This is a genomic window from Streptomyces sp. NPDC046465 (assembly GCF_040646035.1).
Taxonomy (GTDB): Bacteria; Actinomycetota; Actinomycetes; order Streptomycetales; family Streptomycetaceae; genus Streptomyces.
This window is the reverse complement of record NZ_JBEYZK010000011.1, coordinates 96,484-115,693: the sequence shown is the minus strand read 5'-3', so window position 1 is coordinate 115,693 and position 19,210 is coordinate 96,484. Positions and strand designations below refer to the sequence as shown.

Below are 19,210 nucleotides of genomic sequence, written 5' to 3'. Positions count from 1 at the left end.
TCACCCGTGCGTGCGGTCCCGGTCGAGCACCGCGCGCGCGTGCCAGGCGGCCGCGACCGTCGTGCGCGACTGGTGCTCCACCTGGTGCTCCAGCGGCACCCACCGGGCCCTGAACCGCTCGGCGAACGCCTCGCTCCACTGCGTCACAAGGCGCTCCAGGCGCGGCGCCGCCCGGTCGCCCGCCTCGTCGAGCACCCGCAGCAGCATCGCAGCCGCCCTCAGCGGCAGCCGCCTGCCGAAGGCGTCGACGCTCCCGATGTACGCCATGGAGGTCCCCGCGGGCGGCAGCCGACGCCAGTCGTCGGCGAGACCGGGCACCAGGGCCAGCGCCCAGCGCGCCGCGCGCAGCAGCGGCCCCTCGGCGCCGGGCAGCCGCGGCAGCGCCTCGCCAAGGATCTCCTCCACGAGCAGCGCGTCCCGCCGCAGCCGCCGCGCGAGCGCCCGCATCGCCCGCACCGGCGCCGGGTGCGCCGCCGCGTCGTCGACCAGGTCGCTCGCCCACATCGGCACCTCGACGATCGCGGTACGCCCGCCGTAGCGGTGGGTGCGGTGCCAGGTGGTGAGCCGGGCGTCCTCGGGCAGGCTCGGGTACGCCGCTGCCGCGCCGGGGCCCGGCAGCACGTGGACGCCGGGCCCGGAGACCCACCAGCCCGCGGCGTCCGACGCCCCCGTCTCCACCGGTATGTGCAACTTCGCCGCCGACTTCGCGAACGGCTCCGCGAGGCCGGGGATGTCCTTCGTGAGCTGCACCCAGCTGCCGCCCAGATCGGTGCAGTGCAGCGACACCTGCAAGTAGGGCCGCAGTTCGTCGATGACGGCGGTCAGGGCGCGCGTCTCGGGCGGCAGCCGGTCGGGCGGCAGTACGGAGGGTGACCACTCGGGCTGCTCGGGTCCCGCGGGGCGGAAGAAGTTCCGGTGGTAGTCCAGGAGCGAGCGGGGGGCGGGCGTGCGGTGCAGGCTCGCGCCGTCCGGGTCCGCGCAGAGCAGGAAGTGCCAGGACGTGTCGGCGCGCAGGCGCGGGTCGCGCAGGGTCCGTTCGGCGAGGTGCAGGAGCGTGGAACCGCCGGTCGGCTCGTTGGCGTGCGCGCCCGCGACGACGAGCACCGCGCGGGCGGCATCCCCCACGGAGAGCAGGTGCAACGGCCGCCCCGCGCGCGACGTGCCGACCTCGCGCAGCAGGCTCAGTTCGGTGCGATGGGCCGCCAACCGGCCTGCGGCAACGACGAGTTCAGGAACACTGGGATAGTGATGCACCGTCAGTCGGCCCCCCGTCCGGTCCACCACTGAGGCAATCGCAGTACCCCACGCGCCGGAAGAGGTGTCAAGAACACCTACGGGGGGCGGCGCCCCGCGCGAGGTCACCCGTACGGCCGTACGGAGCCTGCGGCGCGCGCCGCCCGGTGGTCCCCTTGAACACACCCGCGCGGCCGTTCGCCGCGCCGACGCACAGGTCGGAGCCCGCGGTGCGCTGCCCACCCGTCCCGCCCGACGGCCCGATACCGGCCGCCGAACCCTCCTGCGAGCCCCTCTCGGAGCACGCCCCGGGCCCTCCCCCCTCCCTGGGCGCACCGGCCCGCACGACCGGCGGACCCACCGCACCCCCGGCTCCCGGCGCCCGGCCCGCGCCGCCCGCACTCGCCGCACCCCCGGGGGCACGCCCACCGAGCCTCCTCTCACCCGGTGTCGCGAGGGACCCGTACCCCGTCTTCCGGCTGTTGCGCGAGAGCCATCCCCTGGCGCGCGACGAGCTTCTCGGGGCCTGGGCCGTGAGCCGTTACGAAGACGTGTGGCGGGCCCTCGTGCGGCCGTGGCTCGTCGCTCCGCCGCCGGGGCGGACCCTGGTGCATCTGGAGGGCGCCACACACCTCGCGCACCGCGCCCTCGTCGAGCCCGGGGTGCGCGGGCGGGCGCTGGCCGCGCTGGCCGGCGGGGTCTCGCGCGGCGCCCACGTCCTCGCCCGCCGCATCGCCGCCCACCGCGAGGCCGACCTCGTCGCCGAGTTCTGCCGGTGGCTGCCGACCGCCGCGGTCGTCAGCGCCCTCGGCCTGCCCCACGAAGACGCCGCACGCGTCCACGCGTGGTGCTACGGCGGCCTCACCCACCTCGGGGGCCACCACCACGACCTGGACGCCTGTCTGCGCCCCCACCTGGCGCGGCGGCGGGAGCGTCCCGGGGACGACCTGCTCTCCGTGCTGTGCACCGCCGAGGTCGACGAACGGCCGCTGTCCGACTCCACCGTGACCGGACTCGTGGGCGCCCTGCTCGGCGGTGGGGGCGACGCCACCGCCCTCGCGCTCGGCTCGTTCCTCGCCAACCTCCTCGACCACCCCGACACCCTCGCGCTGGTCCGTGAGCGGCCGGAGCTGACCCCGGCGGCCTGGGCGGAGTCCCTGCGCCGCGACCCGCCCGCCCCCGTCGTGCTGCGCCGCGCGATCCGCCCCGTCGTCGTCGCGGGCGCCCCGCTGCCCGCCGGGGCGGTCGTGGCCTGCCTGGTCGGTGCGGCGGGCCGCGACCCCGCGCGGTTCGCCGACCCCGACCGCTACGACATCCTCCGCACGGACCAGGGCGGCCTCGCGTTCGGCGCGGGACGGCACTCCTGCCTCGGCGCCGAGCTCGCGGGGCGCGTCGCCGCGTACGGGCTGCACGCCCTGCTCGACGCCATGCCGGGGATGCGCTGGGCGCCGGGTTTCAGACCGGCTCCCCAGGGGCTGCTGACCCGGGGTCCGCGGTCTCTGCTCGTCCGTCCCGGCTGAGCGGCTCGCCCTCGGGGACGCGTTCCAGGAGCGCTACCGGTGACGTGGCGAAAAGCTCCGCCACGCGCGCGTGCCCCTCGAACTCACGCTCCGGAGCGAGCAGGTCGGACCACCGGCCCGGCGGGAGCGCGAGGCCCGTCCCCCGCCAGCCGCCCGCGTCCGCGAGGCGCAGGGAGAGCCGTGTCGCCGCCACCACGACCTCTCCGGAGCGGGCGAACGCCACGCAGTGCGCCGCGCCCGGCCCCTCGGCGGCCAGCGGCTCGTACGTCGCGGCACCCCCGAACAGCTCCGGCCGCCGCCGCCGGAGCCGCAGCGCCGCCGCGGTGAGCACCAGCTTCTGCTCCGAGAGGTCCGCGAGGGCCGTGAGACCCGCGCGCCCGGAGCGGGCGTCGAGCCGTTCGAGGACGTGCGGCGGGAAGCGCGCGGGGCGCCGGTTGTCCGGGTCGACCAGCGCGCGGTACTCGCTCTCCGTGCCCTGGTACACATCGGGCACGCCGGGCATCGTCAGGTGCACGAGCGCCGCCCCGAGGACGATGGCCCGCACATGGGCGTCGAGGCCCTGCGCGAAGGACGCCACCGCGTACAGCGGCGGCCCGCTCGGCCCCGCCTCCACGAACGCCTCCACGGCCTTCTCGTACGCCTCGTCCGGCTCGGTCCAGCTGGTGTGCAGGCCCGCCTCGCGGACGTGCTTCAGGAGTGCGTTGCGCAGCCGCGTGTCGTAGGGGAAACCGAAGCCGACCGACGTCTGCCAGGCGGCCCAGGCCAGTTGGGGGTCGGGCGCGCAGGCGGAGCCCACGCGCGTGGTCTGCTCGGTCAGCTCGACGAGGAGGTCGGCCCACCGGCCGGGGCACTGCGTCAGGACGGAGATGCCCGCCCGTACGTCGGCGCTGCGCTTGGTGTCGTGGGTCGTCAGGACCGTTCCCGAGTACGGCCAGTCGCGCTGCACGCGCGCGCCGTACGCGTGGAATTCCTCGACGGTCACCGCAGGACGTTCGGGCGCGCCGCCCACCTCCGCCGCCGACAGGAGCGGTGCGTGCCGGTAGAACGCGGTGTCCTCGACGGCCTTGGCGCGCAGCGCGGACGACGTCTGCGCGAACCGCGCGCGGAACTCCGCCATCGCCTCCCGGGCCCCGGGAGCCCCGAGGGCCCGGGAGGCGCGCAGCCGTCCCAGTGCCAAGTCCCGTACGACGTCGACCGCAGCGGCCTCCTCGGGCACTGTGAAGGCGGCCCTGGCCTCGTCCGCCGCGCGGGTGGTGAGGACCGTCTCGGGGGCGTCGCCTCCGGAGACGTAGGGCCGGTAGACGGGAAGTCGTACGAGCAGTTCCCTGAGTGCGGTGCGCAGCGTCCACGGCGCGTGGTCGCGCAGGGCGGGCTCGGCCGCGCAGACCGCGGCGGCGACCCGGGTGAGGCGGTCGACCTCGGCGGCCAGTTCGTGCGTGACGACCTTGTACGCGGCGCGGCGCACCGTCGCGTCCCAGTCGCCGCCCCGGTCCGCGGGCGGCGCGGCGAAGCGCCGGTACTGGCCGAGCAGTTCACCGGCGCCCGCCGGGTCGGTGAAGATGCCGTCGATGTGGCGCAGCGCGTCGTAGCCGGTGGTCCCGGCCACCGGCCAGGCGGCGGGCAGGCGTTCGCCGTCGGCGAGGATCTTCTCCACCACGGTCCAGCGTCCGCCGGTCGCCTCGTGCAGCCGCTGGAGGTACGCGCCCGGGTCCGCGAGGCCGTCGGGGTGGTCGATCCGCAGGCCCTCGATGACGTCCTCGTGGAGCAGCCGCAGGATCGTCCCGTGCGTCGCGTCGAAGACCTCCGGGTCCTCGACGCGCACTCCGATGAGGTCCGAGATGGTGAAGAAGCGCCGGTAGTTGAGCTCCGTGCGGGCGAGCCGCCACCAGGCAGGGCGGTACCACTGCGCGTCGAGGAGCTCCGGGAGCGGCAGCGTCGCGGTGCCCTCGCGGAGGGGGAACGCGTGTTCGTGGTAGCGGAGCGTGTCCCCGTCGACCCGGAGGTGGCCGAGCTCGTCCCCGACGCGGCCCCCCAGGAAGGGCAGCAGGACGCGCCCGTCACCCGCCTCCCAGTCGATGTCGAACCAGCGCGCGTACGGCGACGCGGGACCCTCGCGCAGCACCTCCCACAGCGCGCGGTTGTGGCGCGGCACCGCCGCCATGTGGTTCGGCACGATGTCCACGACCAGGCCGAGCCCGGCCGCGCGGGCGGTGCGGGACAGGGCCCGCAGCCCGCCCTCACCGCCCAGTTCCTCCCGCACGCGCGCGTGGTCCACCACGTCGTAGCCGTGCGTCGACCCGGGGACGGCCTCCAGCACCGGCGACAGGTGCAGATGCGAGACGCCGAGCGAGGCCAGATACGGGACGGCCGCCTCGGCGGCCGCGAAGGGGAAGTCCGGCTGCAGCTGGAGCCGGTAGGTGGCGGTGGGCGGCGGCGGGACCGCGGGCCCGGGACGATCCGGCGTCATGCGCGTCATGTGAACGTACGTACCCGTCTCGGCGGCTTTCGTGTCATCGACTCATGCGTGTCCGCGGGACCGCGTCGTTAGCGTCGGACGATGGCTCAGAACACGCGGGACGCGTACCGCACGGTGCTCCGGATGACAGGGGCCCTGCTGCCCGTGCTCTCGTTCTTCGGCAGGCTGCCCGTGGCCATGATCCAGTTCGGCAGTGTGCTGCTTGTGACCGAGACCAGCGGGTCGCTGGCCACCGGCGGCATCGTCGCCTGCGCGCTCGCGCTCGGCCAGGTCACTCTCGGGCCGTTCGTCGGCCGCCTCGCGGACCGGCGGGGCCAGCGCCCCGTGGTGCTCGCCTTCTCGCTCGGCAACGCCGTGGCGATCGCGGCCTACACGCTGGGCGCCGTCGCCGAGCTGCCGACGCCCGCCCTCGTCGCCCTGGGCATCATCGCGGGCGCCACGATTCCCGGGATCGGCCCGCTCGCCCGGGCCCGCGTGGTCCCGCTGGTGCGCGCCGGGGGCGGCGACGACCGGCTCGCCGGAACGGTGCTCTCCCTGGAGAGCACGATGGACGAGCTGTCCTTCGTGCTCGGCCCCGCCCTGGTGGGGCTCGCGTCCGTGGCGGGCCATCCCGCGTACGCCTTCGGGGCGGCGGCGCTCCTGGTCGCCGTCTGCGGCACGGCCTTCGCGCTGCACCCGACGGGCCGGACCCCCAGGGCGGCCGTCGAGGGGCCCACGCGCGCGCGGGGCGCGCGTCCGCGGCTGCCGCGCTCGGTGTACGTGGTGCGGGCCGGGCTGCTCTTCCTCGGGGTGCTGCTCGGCGCCTGCGGGGCGGGGATCACGGCGCTCACCGAGGAGTTGGGGGAGCCGGGGCAGGCCGGGCTCGTGTACGCGGCGATGGGCGTCATGAGCGCTGTGGTCGGGCTCTCCATGGCCGCGGTGCCCGAGTGCTTCGGGCTGCTCGCGCGCTGGCGCGTGGCGACGGCCGCCGCGGCGCTGCTCTCCCTGCCCCTGGTGTGGACCGACAGCCTGGCGGGGCTCTACGTAGTGGTCACTTTCTTCGGCGCGATCTACGCCCCGAACCTCATCACGGGCTTCGCGCTGACCGAGCGTGGCGTGCCGCCGGAGCGGCTCGCCGAGGGCATGACCTTCGCTGCGAGCGCCTTCGTCGGCGGTCAGGCGGTGACGCTCGCGGTGGCCGGGCGGCTCGCGGAGGCCCACGGCGCGGGGGCGGCGTTCGCCCTCGGCAGCGCGGCCGCGGCGGTGGCGTTCGTGATCGCCCTGATCGCCCGCCACGAACCGCCCCGCCGGTCCCGCCGGGGAGCCGCCGCTCAGCCGCCCCGCGCCGTGGTCACGCCGGACGCTGCAGCACCGTGAGACTCCGGTCCGTCAGCGTGAGGCGGTCACCGGCCCGCACCTTCGGCCCGGCGTCCGACGGCACCCCGTCATCGAGCGCCGTGTCGATCACGATCTGCCACTGCCGCCCGTGGTTGACCGGCACCACGAACTCCGTGGGTTCCGGCGACGCGTTGAACATCAGCAGGAACGAGTCGTCGGAGACGCGCTCCCCGCGCGGGTCCGGCTCCGAGATGGCGTTGCCGTTCATGAACACACTCATCGCCCGTGCGTGCGAGGCGTCCCAGTCGCGCTGCTCCATCTCCTCGCCCTCGGGCGTGAACCACGCGATGTCGGACAGTTCGTCGCGCGTGCCCTGCACCGGACGGCCGTGGAAGAACCGGCGCCTGCGGAAGACCGGGTGGTCGCGCCGGAGCATCGCCATGGCCTGGGTGAAGGCGAGGAGCGAGTTCTCGCCGTCGGGCCAGCGCACCCACGCCAGTTCATTGTCCTGGCAGTACGCGTTGTTGTTGCCGCCCTGCGTGCGCGCGAACTCGTCGCCGTGGCTGAGCATCGGCACGCCCTGGGAGAGCATGAGCGTGGCGATGAAGTTCCGCATCTGCCGGGCCCGCAGCGCGAGGACCTCCTCGTCGTCCGTCTCGCCCTCGGCGCCGCAGTTCCAGGAGCGGTTGTGGCTCTCGCCGTCCTGGTTGCCCTCGCCGTTGGCCTCGTTGCGCTTCTCGTTGTACGAGACGAGGTCGTGCAGCGTGAACCCGTCGTGGCAGGTGGTGAAGTTGATCGACGCCAGCGGGCGCCGGCCGTCGTCCTGGTAGAGGTCGGAGGAGCCGGTGAGCCGGGACGCGAACTCCGCGAGGGTGCGCGGTTCGCCCCGCCACAGATCGCGCACCGTGTCGCGGTACATGCCGTTCCACTCGGTCCACAGCGGCGGGAAGTTGCCGACCTGATAGCCGCCCTCGCCGACGTCCCAGGGCTCGGCGATCAGCTTCACCTGGCTGACCACCGGGTCCTGCTGCACGAGGTCGAAGAACGACGAGAGCCGGTCCACCTCGTGGAACTGGCGCGCGAGCGTTGCCGCGAGGTCGAAGCGGAACCCGTCCACGCGCATGTCCGTGACCCAGTGCCGCAGCGAATCCATGATCATCTGCAGGACGTGCGGAGAGCGCATCAGCAGGGAATTGCCGGTCCCCGTGGTGTCCATGTAGTAGCGGGGATCGTCCATGAGGCGGTAGTACGAGGCGTTGTCGAGGCCCTTGTAGGAGAGCGTCGGGCCCAGGTGGTTGCCCTCGGCGGTGTGGTTGTAGACGACGTCGAGGATCACCTCGATGTCCGCCTCGTGCAGCGCCTTCACCGCCTGTTTGAACTCCAGGACCTGCTCGCCGCGGTCGCCCCAGGAGGCGTACGCGTTGTGCGGGGCGAAGAAGCCGATGGTGTTGTAGCCCCAGTAGTTGTTGAGGCCCATGTCCACCAGGCGGTGGTCGTTCACGAACTGGTGGACCGGCATCAGCTCAAGCGCCGTCACGCCGAGCCCGGTGAGGTGCTCGATGACCGCCGGGTGCCCCAGCGCCGCGTACGAGCCGCGGAGTTCGTCGGGGAGGTCCGGGTGGAGCATGGTCAGGCCCTTCACGTGGGCCTCGTAGATCACCGTCTGGTGGTACGGCGTGCGCGGCGGGCGGTCGTCGCCCCAGTCGAAGTACGGATTGACCACCACCGAGGTCATCATCTGCGGCGCCGAGTCCAGGTCGTTGCGCGTCCCGGGCTCGTCGAAGTGGTAGCCGTACACCTCCTCGCCCCAGTCGATGCGCCCGCTCACCGCGCGCGCGTACGGATCGAGCAGCAGCTTCGCGGAGTTGCAGCGGTGCCCCTGCTCCGGTGCGTAGGGGCCGTGCGCCCGGAAGCCGTAGCGCTGTCCCGGCATGACGCCGGGCAGATACGCGTGCCGCACGAACGCGTCGGACTCGCGCAGCTCGATGGCTGTCTCCGAGCCGTCGTCGTGCAGCAGACACAGCTCCACGCGCTCTGCGGTCTCGGAGAAGACCGCGAAATTCGTGCCGGCTCCGTCGTACGTGGCACCTAAGGGATACGCCTGCCCAGGCCAGACCTGCATGTATACGACTCTTCCACTAACGCCCCCTCGAAATGGGGCCACTTTGGCCAGAGTCTGCCCGAAAGTGGGGCAACCACCCCGGAGTTGAACCCGTCTAACCGTCCGACCACATACTCGGCATGCCCCCTCATGGGGCGCCAGGGGAGTAGGGGGAGTAAGTGCGAGAAACAGTCAGACGCCACCTCGGGAAGGTGGTGGCGGGCGCGGCGGTCTTGGCGGCCGCGACCGCTGTGCTGGTGGGCGTCAATCTGCCGGGGTCGGAGGCGGGCGGCTCGGGGGACCGCCAGGCCAACGCGGCCGCGGCGGAGCAGGACGCCATCGCGAAGGACGGCGTCGTGGAGGCCGCGCCCGCGCAGGGCGCGAAGGGCATAGGCAGCGATCCGCTGACCGACGAGGAGATGGAGCGCGCGGAGAAGGCCTCGCTTTCGGGCCGGCTGCGCTCCAGCGCACGGGACGTCGAGGGGGACCGCGGCCCGCAGCTGCTGTCCACGAACCTCAGCGAGCCGGAGCCGAGCGACAGCGGCGCGGCCCCGCCGCGGCGCGCCGAAGTCGTCTACTACGACTACAAGAAGGACGCCGTCATCACCAAGACGGTCGATGTGCGGACCGGCACGGTGGACAACACGACCACCACGCAGAACGTGCAGCCGCCGCCCAGCCAGGAGGAGCTCGTCGAGGGCGCCAGGCTGCTGATCGCCGACCCGCTCGGCAAGGGCCTGAAGAAGGACTTCGAGCACGCCACGGGCAAGGCGCTGGCCGGCCCGGGACAGCTGCAGCTGAGCGGCATGGTGTTCCGCAAGGAGACCGTGGAGCGCGTGCCGTCCGACCTCACCGAGTGCGGCAAGCACCGGTGTCTGCAGGTCGTCACCAAGGTCAAGAACGGTCCGTGGATCGACACCCGGTCCCTCGTCGTCGACCTGAGCACCCGCACCGTGGGCCGTCTCGGCTGATCCGGCCGCCCGCGCACGACACCACCACGCCCGCTTCTCCTCGTACGAGGGAGTCCACTCCGCAATGCACGTCAACAGAGTTTCGCGCGCCCGCAAACGGGTCACCATGGCCCTCGCGGTCTCCGCGCTCCTCGGCGGCGCCATATCCGTCGCCGCACCCGCCTCCGCCGCTCCCGAGGCACCGCCCGCCGCTCCGGCCGCGGCGGCCGACTGCAGTGACGCCTACAAGATCGAGCAGACCGTCGACGGCGGCACGACCTGGCGCATGTGCTGGCACTACAACACGCTCTCCGGCCTGATCCTCGACAAGATCAGCTACCAGCCGAAGGGTGAGCCGAAGCCGATCCCCGTGCTGACCAGCGCACGCCTCGCCCAGGTGCACGTCCCCTACGACGACGGCCAGGCCGAGTACGACGACGTCACCGGCACCGACTTCGGCCAGGCCCTGCAGAACCTCAACCCGGGCGAGTGTCCCGGCGGCACCATCAAGACCGTCAAGGTCCCGCACCGGGGCGACGTGAAGGGCCTGTGCGCCACCACGCGCGCGCGTGGGCACGCGTACCGCCTGAACGACGACCAGAGCACCGGCGGCAACGGCAAGCTCTACACGGGCCAGGCCAAGGACCTGCTCGTCTACACCGTGAACAAGGCCTCCTGGTACGAGTACATCACCGAGTGGCGGTTCTCCTCGGACGGCACCATCACGTCCAACGTCGGAGCGACCGGCAGCCTCTCGCCGTACGACTACGACGGCGGCGACAGCCGCGGCTGGCCCATCGGCAAGGGCGACCAGGCCAAGGCCGAGAGCCACGCCCACAACGTCTTCTGGCGGCTCAACTTCGGCCTGGACGGCTCCCCGAAGGCCAAGGTCGAGCAGTACGACTCCAAGGTCACCCCGCCCACCGGCCAGGGCAGCCCCACCACGAAGACCACCCGCACCAAGGTCACCAAGGAGCTCACGGGCGACCACAAGGACATGCGCTGGTGGCGCGTGGTCAGCAACACCGGCAAGAACAAGGACGGCCACCCGAGGTCGTACGAGATCGTGCCGGGGCCCAGCAACAAGCACGCCGGCCGGGAATTCACCAAGCACGACGTGTACTTCACCCAGTACAAGGCGTGCGAGCAGTACGCGAGCAACAACCCCGGCTGCCCCAACGGAACACCGACCAGCGTCGACAAGTGGGTGAACGGCCAGGCCATGGACCACCCCGTCACGTGGGTGCACATCGGCTTCCACCACATCGCGCGTGACGAGGACCAGCAGCCGATGCCGGTCCACTGGCAGGGCTTCTCGCTGGCCGCGCGCGACGTCACGGCTATGAGCCCGCTCACTCCGCAGGACCTGGCGAACCAGAACGGCCAGCCGCCGACGGGTGGTTGAGAATCCACCCTGCCCATCGGGCTGCACCGTCGGCCGCTCCCGGAGTACCCTTCCTTGATCTTTGACTGGGGGAGTGTTCGGGGGCGGAAGGCGGTGCGCGGGTGAGCTCGGGTGGTCGGGAGCTGCCCCCTGGTGACGAGGGTCACGAGGGGAGCTCCGCGGACGTACCCCCTGGAGCGGTGTCTCTGGCGCGGCCGATGGAGATGGGATCTCAGATCGGACCGGAACTGGACTGGGACGCCGACGCCTGGCGCGAGGTCCGTACGCGCGCACAGCGTGCGGGGCGGGCCTACGTCTGGCTGAATCTGGTGGAGCAGCGGCTGCGCGCGGTCGTGGCCGCTGTTCTGCGTCCCGTCTACGAACCGGTCCACGCGGACGACTGGGTCGTGGCCGCGGCGGGCCCCGCGGGGCAGGAGTGGGTCCAGCGGGCCGTCGCCGTACGCGAGGTGAGCCGCCGCAAGGGCTATCTGCTCGACCCGGCCGACGACAACGTCCTCAGCTTCCTCACGCTGCCGCAGCTGCGCGAGCTCATGGTGCAGCACTGGCCGTGCTTCGAGCCGTACCTGGACGACCGGCGCGACGTCGAGCTGGCCCTGGACGAGCTGGAGGTCACCCGGAACGTCGTCTCCCGCAACCGCGCCCTTTCGGAGACGGTCCTCGCCCAGGCGGAGCGGGCCTCGGCCAGGCTCCTGGACATGCTCGGCGCCGGCACCGACACGCCCTCCGCGCGGCGCCTTCCGGTCGACGCGGTCGAGGACCTGGTCGGTGACCGGTACGCGGACGTCGTCGGCGTCCACTCCGACCGGGTCAGGCTCCTGCGGCAGTTCCCCGCCGAGGACATCTTCGGCGGCGCCCGCCGCCTCGACGCGATCGGCATAGGCCTCAACCTCCTCGTGCAGAACTTCTCCGGGCGCCGTCTCGTCCGGCTCGCGGAGTCCGGCTGTCGGGTGCGGCTGCTCTTCATCAACCCGGCGAGCAGTGCGGTCAAGCGGCGGGAGCGTGAACTGGGCCTGAAGAAGGGCGAGTTGAGCCGTTCCGTCGAGATGAACATCTTGCACATGCGCCGGGTCAGGGCGCGCCTTCGCGACCCGGCCGCCTTCGAGATCCAGGTCTTCGACGAGACCCCGCGCTTCACCGCGTACCTGGTCGACGGGGACGGTGCGGACGGCATCGCCGTCGTCCAGTCGTATCTGCGCGGGACCCGTGGGATGGAGGCGCCGGTCCTCGTGCTGCGCGGCGGCAGCAGGGTGGTGAAGTCGGGCGATCCGGGTGAGGGCGGGCTTTTCGTGACATACCGCGAGGAGTTCGAGGTGGCGTGGGCCGACTCGCGGCCGGTCTCGTGACGGCCGGTCTCGTGACGGCGTGTCTCGTGACGGCGGGACCGGTGAGATGACCTCGTCGGCGGGCGAAGCGGAATGCGATCCTCGGATTGTCAGTGGCGCATGCGATCGTGGTGGCCACTGGGGGAAAGCACCACGAAGAAGGGGGCGGCCATGAGCTGGCACCGGGAGCTGCTGATCGGTTTCGACCTGGAGACCACGGGGACGGACCCGAGCGAGGCACGCATCGTCACCGGCGCGGTGATCGAGGTCAAGGCCGGCGAGACGCTGGGCCACCGCACCTGGCTGGCGGACCCGGGGGTCCCGATCCCGGCCGAGGCGGTCGCCGTGCACGGCGTCACGAACGAACGGGCGGCGGCCGAGGGCAGGCCCGCCGCCGAGGTCGCGGACGCCCTCGCGGACGTCCTCACCTCGTACTGGCAGGCGGGCGTCCCGGTCGTCGCGTACAACGCGGTCTTCGACCTCAGCCTGCTCGCCGCGGAGCTCCGCAGACACGGACTGCCGTCCCTGCGGAGCCGTCTCGGCGGCAGCGAGCCCGCCCCGGTGATCGATCCGTATACGATCGACCGCTCCGTGGACCGCTACCGCAGGGGCAAGCGGAACCTGGAGGCGGTCTGCACGGAGTACGGCGTGGTCCTGGAGTCCGCCCACGACGCCGCGGCCGACGCCCAGGCGGCGGCCCGCCTCGCCGGAGCGATAGCCGACCGCCACCCGAAGGTCGCCTCCCTCGGCCCGGCGGAACTGCACCGCCGCCAGATCGAGTGGTATGCGGCCTGGGCGGCGGACTTCCAGAACTTCCTGCGGAAGAAGGGGAACGCGGAGGCGGTGGTGGACGGGGTCTGGCCGCTGCGGGAGTAGCGCGGCGGAGGGAGGACCGCGCGGCAGGCGCTCAGAAGGGGTACCAGCGGACGGCCGCGTCGCCGTCCCGCAGGGACGAGACCCGGCGCCGGAACTCGGCCAGGGCCTTCGGGTTGGCGGGCGCGTGCTGCGCGACCCACGCGCAGCTCGCCGTCTCCCGGGCACCCCGCAGCACCGCACACCCCTCCCACTCCCGCACGTCCCACCCGTAGACCGACACGAACCCGTCGTACGCCTCCGGAGCGAGCCCGTACCGGTCGCGGGAGAGCGCCATGACGACCAGATCGTGCTCGCGCAGGTCCGCGGAGAAGGTCTCCAGGTCCACAAGGACCGGTCCTTCGGGGCCGATCAGGACGTTGCGGGGCAGCGCGTCGCCGTGCACGGGGCCCGGCGCGAGATGCGGGGTCAGCGCGGCCGAGGCCGCCGCGAAACCGTCCCTGCGCTCGCGCAGGTAGTCCGCGTCGGCCGGATCGATCGCGTCACCCGCGAGCCGGAGCCACCGCTCCACGCCGCCGAGCAGTTCGCGGCGCGGGAGCGCGAAGGAGGGGGAGTCCAGGGCGTGCACACGGCGCAGGAGCGCGGCGAGGTCACGCGGCTCGGCGGGTCGCACGGCCGCCGGGAGCCGGTGCCAGAGCGTCACCGGATGCCCGTCCACCAGCCGCGCCTCGGCTTCGGCGGGCCGCACGGCGGGCACCTCCGCCTTCTCCAGCCACCCGGCGACCGCCAGCTCCCGCCGCGCCCTGGCCAGGAGTTCGGGCGCGGCACGGCCGACCTTGACGACCAGCTCGCCGACGGCGAACACCGCGTTCTCACCGAGGGCGAGCAGCCGGGCCCCACCCGCGGGGGCCGCCAGATCCGCCGCGTCCAGTACGTCCCGCGCCCGCGCCTCGTCCATCCCGTGCCTCCCGTACATCGTGCCCTGTTCGCCGGACAGTCTCGCATCGACCGCCTGGCGGTTGACGGATGCAGGCCGCATCAGCACGATGACGGAGGCCGCGCGGGCGGCCGAACACCGGCCGAGCCGCCCGAAGGAGCCCATTCCGTGACATTGGCGACCGCCACCAAGCGGTCAGCGAGAGGCACGCCGGGACGCGGAGTCGCGGACCACGGCGCGTGGTTCCTCGTGCTGCCCGCGCTGATCCCGATCCTCGTCCTCAGCGTCGGCCCGCTCCTCTACGGCATCGCGCTGGCCTTCACCGACTCCCAGTCGGGCCGCACCCGGCCCACGCAGTGGGTCGGCACCCTCAACTTCCAGGACCTGTGGCACGACACGCTCTTCTGGGACTCGTTCCGGGTCGGCCTGCTCTGGGCGTTCGGCGTCACCGTGCCGCAGTTCCTGCTCGCGCTCGGCCTCGCGCTGCTGCTCAACCAGAACCTGCGCTTCCGCTGGCTGGCGCGGGCGCTCGCGATCATCCCGTGGGCGATGCCCGAGGTGGTCGTCGGCATCATGTGGCGGCTCGTCTACCACCCGGACGCGGGCATCCTCAACGAAACGCTCTCCGACATCGGCCTCGGCAGCGGCAAGGACTGGCTGACCGGCACCGGTACCGCGCTCTTCGCCGTGATCGTCGTCGGAGTGTGGGCCGGTATGCCGCAGACCACCGTCGCGCTCCTCGCCGGGCTGCAGAACACCCCGCGCGAACTGCACGAGGCCGCCGCGATGGACGGCGCGGGCGCCTGGCGCCGCTTCCGCACCGTCACCTGGCCCGCGATCAAACCGGTCGCCCTCGCCATCACGGCGCTCAACTTCATCTGGAACTTCAACTCGTTCGCCCTGGTCTACGTCCTCACCCAGGGCGGCCCCGGCGGCCGCACCCGGCTGCCCATGCTCTTCGCCTACGAAGAGGCCTTCCGCTACGGCCAGTTCGGATACGCGGCGGCCATGGGCTGCGTCATGGTCGCGGTGATCTCGGTGATCCTCTCCGTCTACCTCGTGGGCCGCCTGAAGGGAGACGACGAGACATGATGCGTACCAGGAAGTCGGCGCGCGCCGCGCAGTACGCCGCGCTCGCCGCCTATCTCGTCTTCCTCGCCTTCCCGTTCCTCTGGCTGATCTCCACGGCCTTCAAGCCCACCCGCGAACTGGGCAGCCTGCATCCCACCTGGATCCCCAAGGACCCGACGCTGGAGAACTTCCGGCAGGCCTTCGACGAGCAGCCGCTCCTGCGGGCCGCGGGCAACTCCCTGATCGCGGCGCTCAGCGCCTCCCTGATCGCGGTCGTCATCGCGACCCCCATGGCATACGTCATGGCCAGGCACCGCAACCGCCTGGCGAAGGCGGCGACGGGCTGGGTGGTGATCAGCCAGGCGTTCCCGTTCGTCCTCATCATCATTCCGCTGTTCCTGATCCTGAAGAACCTGCACCTGATCAACTCGCTGCTCGGCCTGATCCTGGTGTACGTGGTGTGGTCCCTGCCGTTCGCGCTGTGGATGCTCGTCGGGTACGTCCGCGCGGTCCCCACCGAGCTGGAGGAGGCCGCGGCGGTGGACGGCGCGAGCCGGGTGCGGACGTTCGTCTCGGTCGTCGCCCCGCTGCTCGCGCCCGGCATCGTCGCCACCGCGATGTTCGCCTTCATCACCGCGTGGAACGAGTTCTTCTTCGCGCTCGTCCTGCTCAAGACCCCGGAGAAGCAGACCTTGCCGGTCATCCTGAACCGCTTCATCGGCACGGAGGGCGTCGCCGACCTCGGACCGCTCGCCGCGGCCGCGTTCCTCGCGACCATCCCCTCGCTGGTCATCTTCGCGATCATCCAGAAGCGGATCACCGGCGGCATGCTGGCCGGGGCGGTGAAGGCATGATGCGGACGGCCCCGCGGCTCCTGACCGCGGCGACCGCGACCCTCGCCCTGCTGCTCACCGGCTGCGGCGGGGACTCCGGCGACGACGGGAAGATCACCCTCCAGTTTCAGACCCTCGCCTGGCAGAAGGAGTCCGTCGACGCCAACAAGGCGCTCGTCAAGGAGTGGAACGCCACCCACCCCGACGTCAAGGTCGAGCTCATCCAGGGCAGTTGGGACAGCGTCCACGACCAGCTGCTCACCTCCTTCGAGGGCGGCGAGGCGCCGGACATCATCCACGACGCGTCGGACGACCTCGCCGACTTCGCGTACGGCGGGTACCTCGCGGACCTCCGCGAGCTGCTCCCCGACCGGCTGACGTCCGACATCCCGGGGCGGAGCTGGCAGGCGGCGACGTTCGACGACGGGATCTACGGAGTGCCGTTCCTCCAGGAGCCGCGCGTCCTGATCGCCAACTCCACATGGCTGAAGAAGTCGGGCGTACGCATCCCGACCCCCCAGAAGCCGTGGAGCTGGCAGGAGTTCCGGGAGATCACCAAGGAGTTGGGCGACGGCGAGGACGGCAAGTACGGCGTCGCCTGGCCGCTCAAGGAGCCGGTCTCCGCGACGCTCAACCTGTCCCTCTCGACCGGGGGCCGGATGTTCCACCGGGGGGCGGACGGCAAGGTCGACGTCCGCTTCGACGCGGCCGACCAGATCATGCCCCGCACGGTCCACGACCAGGTCAACACCGACAGGAGCGCCTCGGGCACCACCCTTGGCATGGGCGGCTCCGACACGCTGCCGGGCTTCTTCGGGGGGAAGTACGCGATGGTCCCGCTCGGGTTCTCCTACCGCCAGCAGATCGTCCAGCAGGCCCCCAAGGGCTTCGACTGGCAGGTGCTCCCCGCCCCCGCGGGCAAGGAGGGCAGCGCGCAGGGTGTCAGTCCGCAGACGCTCTCCGTCGCCGAGGACAGCCCGCACAAGAAGGAGGCCGTCGCCTTCATCGACTTCTTCCTGCAGCCCGAGAACATGGTGAAGCTGGCGCGCGGCGACTGGATGCTGCCGACCGGCAAAGAGGCCCTGAAGGACCCCGCCCTGCACACGGAGAAGGACGACTGGGCCGCGGGCACCGCCCTCGCCGAGGGCCTGCGCCCGGCGCCCGCCCAGGCCGTGCGGGGCTACCCGGAGTGGAAGGACAAGGTCGCGACGCCGGCGCTCCAGGAGTACTACAGCGGGGCGATCAGCCTCGACGAGCTGAGGAAACGGCTGGTGAAGGACGGGAATCTCGTCCTTGCGCGGTACCAGCGGTAGCAGGCGCCCCCGCCGCTGTGCGCTCGCGCGCCGCCCGGACCGCCAGCACGTTGTCGACCAGCCGCGCGGCCTCGGTCGCCGGGTCCATCGGCAGGGTGAGCAGCGCACGCACATAGGCCGGTGCCAGCACGAGTTCGAAGATGTCCACCCAGGTCAGCACGGTGGCACCGGCAGCGTCCAGGGTGGCCTGGATCTGCTGGATACGGGGCTCGGCGAAGCTCCGCGTGTCCTGCCCCTCGCCGCCGGCCCGGAGCAGGGCCCGGAAGAAGGCCAGATGGCCCGGCCTGGTCAGATCGCTGAGCAGGTTGGTGATCCAGGCGTGCAGATCGGCCTGGAGGTCGCCGGTGGCGGGCAGCGGCGAACGGCTGCCCAGCTCGTCCACCACCGCGTCGATGATCAGGCCGTCGGCGCTGCGCCAGCGTCGGTAGACGGTGGCGAGGTGGACGCCCGAGCGGGCCGACACCTCCGTGATGTCGACGGTGCCGTCGGCCGATTCGGCAAGGAGCTCGCGGGTGGCCGCGCGCACGGCCTCGCGGGTGCGGGCGGTACGGCCGCCGGGGCGCGCTGTCCCTGATGCTTGCGTCACCACTCCACCCTATCGCGAAACTCTTGCATTAGGGCGTTCGGGAGGCCTACTCTAAATGCGAAACATTCGCATGAGGGTCGGAATCGGAGGATGCCGTGGCTCACGTACTCGTCGTCGGCGCTGGAATCGCGGGGGACACACTCGCGCTGCTCATGGAGAGGGACGGCTGGACGGTCACTGTCGCGGAGATCGCGCCCGCCCTGCGCACCGGCGGCCAGACCGTCGACCTGCGCGGCGACAGCCGGGAGGTCCTCGATCGCGCCGGACTGCTCGATCAGGCGCTGGACTGCCTGGTGCCGCAGCGCGGCGCGGCCTGGATCGACGCGCGGGAGCGGCGTCTCGCCGAGATGCCGGTGGAGGCGTTCGACGGGCGCGGTTATGTGTCCAGTGAGGAGTTGCTGCGCACGGACCTCGCCCGGATCATTCACGAGGCGGCCGGGCCGGGCGTGACGCACCGGTTCGGCGAGACCGTGGAGGCGCTGGACGACACCGGGGCAGGAGTGCTCGCCCGCTTCCGCAGCGGCGCGGAGGAGACGTTCGACCTGGTGGTCGGCGCCGACGGCGCGCACTCGCGGGTCCGCGCGCTGCGGTTCGGACCGGAGGAGAACTATCGCAAGCCCCTCGGCCTGGCCCATGCCTGGTTCACCCTCACCGAGCGGCCCGGGACGCCGTCCATCGACGGCTGGTTCCTGACCCACAACGCGCCAGGCCGCCGCGCCGTCGAGGCCCGCCCCGGCCACCCCGGGCAGCAGGAGGTGGGCTTGACCTTCGCCGCCGACACGCTGCCCTCGCGGCAGGACCGCGAGGCCCAGTTCGCCCTGCTGGAGCGGACGTTCGCGGGTGTCGGCTGGCGCACCGCCGAATTCCTGGCCGCGGCCCGGCAGGCCGACGACTTCGCTCTGGACACCTTCGACCAGATGCACGTGCCGTCCTGGAGCACCGGCCGGATCGTCCTGCTCGGCGACAGCGCGTGGTGCGCGAGCCCGCTCAGCGGCCTCGGCACCGCCCTCGCCCTGCGCGGCGCCGCCGAGCTGGCGGGCGCGCTGCGCGCCGCGGGCGCGCCCGGCGACACCTCCCGGACGCCCGCCGCGCTGACCGCCTTCGAGCGGGCCATGCGGCCCAGGGCCGCATCGGCGCAGCAACTCCTGCCCGGCCGGGTCACGTCCATGGCCCCCAAGTCCGCGCTGGGAATCCGGATCAACGCGCTGGCGATGCGCGCACTCCAGTCGAAGGCCGCGCGCCCCCTCGTCCGCAAGGTCTTCGCCGACTCCGAGCACGGCCGCACCAGCGCCCCCGCGGGCCGGCCCCGGACGAGCCCGGCTACCTGACAGCC

General features: G+C 72.6%; 15 protein-coding genes. 10 read left to right on the top strand and 5 right to left on the bottom strand.

The annotated features are described in order from the left end of the window. Positions 1 to 1,293, bottom strand: a complete 1,293-nt coding sequence (locus tag ABZ953_RS18755; RefSeq protein ID WP_361725089.1) for a M14 family zinc carboxypeptidase — start codon at positions 1,291 to 1,293, stop codon at positions 1 to 3. A 116-nt stretch (positions 1,294 to 1,409) separates the two neighbouring features. Here ABZ953_RS18755 and ABZ953_RS18750 point away from each other — a divergent pair, with 116 nt between their 5' ends. Then, positions 1,410 to 2,753 carry a cytochrome P450 gene (locus tag ABZ953_RS18750; protein WP_361724649.1) on the top strand — a complete coding sequence of 448 codons (1,344 nt, stop codon included), beginning with the start codon at positions 1,410 to 1,412 and terminating at the stop codon, positions 2,751 to 2,753. On the opposite strand, the gene treY is transcribed toward ABZ953_RS18750, so the two are convergent. Next, positions 2,689 to 5,220: a malto-oligosyltrehalose synthase gene (gene treY, locus ABZ953_RS18745; RefSeq protein ID WP_361725086.1), complete on the bottom strand. Its 2,532-nt coding sequence runs from the start codon at positions 5,218 to 5,220 to the stop codon at positions 2,689 to 2,691. The genes ABZ953_RS18750 and treY overlap by 65 nt on opposite strands. 90 nt (positions 5,221 to 5,310) lie before the next feature. Here treY and ABZ953_RS18740 point away from each other — a divergent pair, with 90 nt between their 5' ends. Further along, positions 5,311 to 6,585, top strand: a complete 1,275-nt coding sequence (locus ABZ953_RS18740) for an MFS transporter (RefSeq protein ID WP_361724646.1) — start codon at positions 5,311 to 5,313, stop codon at positions 6,583 to 6,585. On the opposite strand, the gene glgX is transcribed toward ABZ953_RS18740, so the two are convergent. Beyond that, the gene (gene glgX, locus ABZ953_RS18735) at positions 6,560 to 8,668 is read right to left on the bottom strand and encodes a glycogen debranching protein GlgX (RefSeq protein WP_361724643.1); all 2,109 of its coding nucleotides are present in this window, start codon (positions 8,666 to 8,668) and stop codon (positions 6,560 to 6,562) included. The genes ABZ953_RS18740 and glgX overlap by 26 nt on opposite strands. Positions 8,669 to 8,826: 158 nt before the next feature. Between glgX and ABZ953_RS18730 the strand changes: the two genes are divergently transcribed. From ABZ953_RS18730 to ABZ953_RS18715, 4 genes are all read left to right on the top strand, one after another. Next, positions 8,827 to 9,618: a Tat pathway signal sequence domain protein gene (locus ABZ953_RS18730; protein WP_361724640.1), complete on the top strand. Its 792-nt coding sequence runs from the start codon at positions 8,827 to 8,829 to the stop codon at positions 9,616 to 9,618. 64 nt (positions 9,619 to 9,682) lie between these two features. Further along, on the top strand, positions 9,683 to 11,002 hold the full coding sequence (locus tag ABZ953_RS18725) for a copper amine oxidase (protein WP_361724637.1): 1,320 nt from the start codon (positions 9,683 to 9,685) through the stop codon (positions 11,000 to 11,002). A 101-nt stretch (positions 11,003 to 11,103) separates the two neighbouring features. Continuing rightward, the gene (locus tag ABZ953_RS18720) at positions 11,104 to 12,345 is read left to right on the top strand and encodes an SAV2148 family HEPN domain-containing protein (protein ID WP_361724634.1); all 1,242 of its coding nucleotides are present in this window, start codon (positions 11,104 to 11,106) and stop codon (positions 12,343 to 12,345) included. A 150-nt stretch (positions 12,346 to 12,495) separates the two neighbouring features. Further along, on the top strand, positions 12,496 to 13,200 hold the full coding sequence (locus ABZ953_RS18715) for a 3'-5' exonuclease (RefSeq protein ID WP_361724631.1): 705 nt from the start codon (positions 12,496 to 12,498) through the stop codon (positions 13,198 to 13,200). Between the two features lie 31 nt (positions 13,201 to 13,231). Here ABZ953_RS18715 and ABZ953_RS18710 read toward each other — a convergent pair whose 3' ends face one another. Next, the gene (locus tag ABZ953_RS18710; RefSeq protein ID WP_361725083.1) at positions 13,232 to 14,095 is read right to left on the bottom strand and encodes an aminoglycoside phosphotransferase family protein; all 864 of its coding nucleotides are present in this window, start codon (positions 14,093 to 14,095) and stop codon (positions 13,232 to 13,234) included. A gap of 153 nt (positions 14,096 to 14,248) precedes the next feature. Here ABZ953_RS18710 and ABZ953_RS18705 point away from each other — a divergent pair, with 153 nt between their 5' ends. From ABZ953_RS18705 to ABZ953_RS18695, 3 genes are read left to right on the top strand one after another with little or no spacing between them, the layout of a single operon-like run. Further along, positions 14,249 to 15,166 (top strand): sugar ABC transporter permease, encoded by a 918-nt coding sequence (locus ABZ953_RS18705; RefSeq protein ID WP_361725080.1) that lies wholly within the window; start codon positions 14,249 to 14,251, stop codon positions 15,164 to 15,166. Further along, entirely contained in the window at positions 15,166 to 15,999 is an 834-nt protein-coding gene (locus ABZ953_RS18700; RefSeq protein WP_361725077.1) for a carbohydrate ABC transporter permease, read from the top strand. The genes ABZ953_RS18705 and ABZ953_RS18700 overlap by 1 nt, the downstream gene beginning before the upstream one ends. Next, positions 15,996 to 17,291, top strand: a complete 1,296-nt coding sequence (locus ABZ953_RS18695) for a sugar ABC transporter substrate-binding protein (RefSeq protein WP_361724628.1) — start codon at positions 15,996 to 15,998, stop codon at positions 17,289 to 17,291. Before ABZ953_RS18700 ends, ABZ953_RS18695 begins: the two co-directional genes overlap by 4 nt. Here the strand turns inward: ABZ953_RS18695 and ABZ953_RS18690 are convergent. After that, positions 17,221 to 17,877: a TetR-like C-terminal domain-containing protein gene (locus tag ABZ953_RS18690; RefSeq protein ID WP_361724625.1), complete on the bottom strand. Its 657-nt coding sequence runs from the start codon at positions 17,875 to 17,877 to the stop codon at positions 17,221 to 17,223. The genes ABZ953_RS18695 and ABZ953_RS18690 overlap by 71 nt on opposite strands. A 95-nt stretch (positions 17,878 to 17,972) precedes the next feature. Here ABZ953_RS18690 and ABZ953_RS18685 point away from each other — a divergent pair, with 95 nt between their 5' ends. Further along, on the top strand, positions 17,973 to 19,205 hold the full coding sequence (locus ABZ953_RS18685) for an FAD-dependent monooxygenase (protein ID WP_361724622.1): 1,233 nt from the start codon (positions 17,973 to 17,975) through the stop codon (positions 19,203 to 19,205). Positions 19,206 to 19,210 lie beyond the last annotated feature (5 nt).

What these genes read in the sequence shown, in the direction of transcription:
- treY (WP_361725086.1), bottom strand. Translation starts at nt 5,220, where the DNA reads ATGACGCCGGATCGTCCCGGGCCCGCGGTCCCGCCGCCGCCCACCGCC.
- glgX (WP_361724643.1), bottom strand. Translation starts at nt 8,668, where the DNA reads ATGCAGGTCTGGCCTGGGCAGGCGTATCCCTTAGGTGCCACGTACGAC.
- ABZ953_RS18695 (WP_361724628.1), top strand. Translation starts at nt 15,996, where the DNA reads ATGATGCGGACGGCCCCGCGGCTCCTGACCGCGGCGACCGCGACCCTC.
- ABZ953_RS18740 (WP_361724646.1), top strand. Translation starts at nt 5,311, where the DNA reads ATGGCTCAGAACACGCGGGACGCGTACCGCACGGTGCTCCGGATGACA.
- ABZ953_RS18710 (WP_361725083.1), bottom strand. Translation starts at nt 14,095, where the DNA reads ATGGACGAGGCGCGGGCGCGGGACGTACTGGACGCGGCGGATCTGGCG.
- ABZ953_RS18725 (WP_361724637.1), top strand. Translation starts at nt 9,683, where the DNA reads ATGCACGTCAACAGAGTTTCGCGCGCCCGCAAACGGGTCACCATGGCC.
- ABZ953_RS18715 (WP_361724631.1), top strand. Translation starts at nt 12,496, where the DNA reads ATGAGCTGGCACCGGGAGCTGCTGATCGGTTTCGACCTGGAGACCACG.
- ABZ953_RS18700 (WP_361725077.1), top strand. Translation starts at nt 15,166, where the DNA reads ATGCGTACCAGGAAGTCGGCGCGCGCCGCGCAGTACGCCGCGCTCGCC.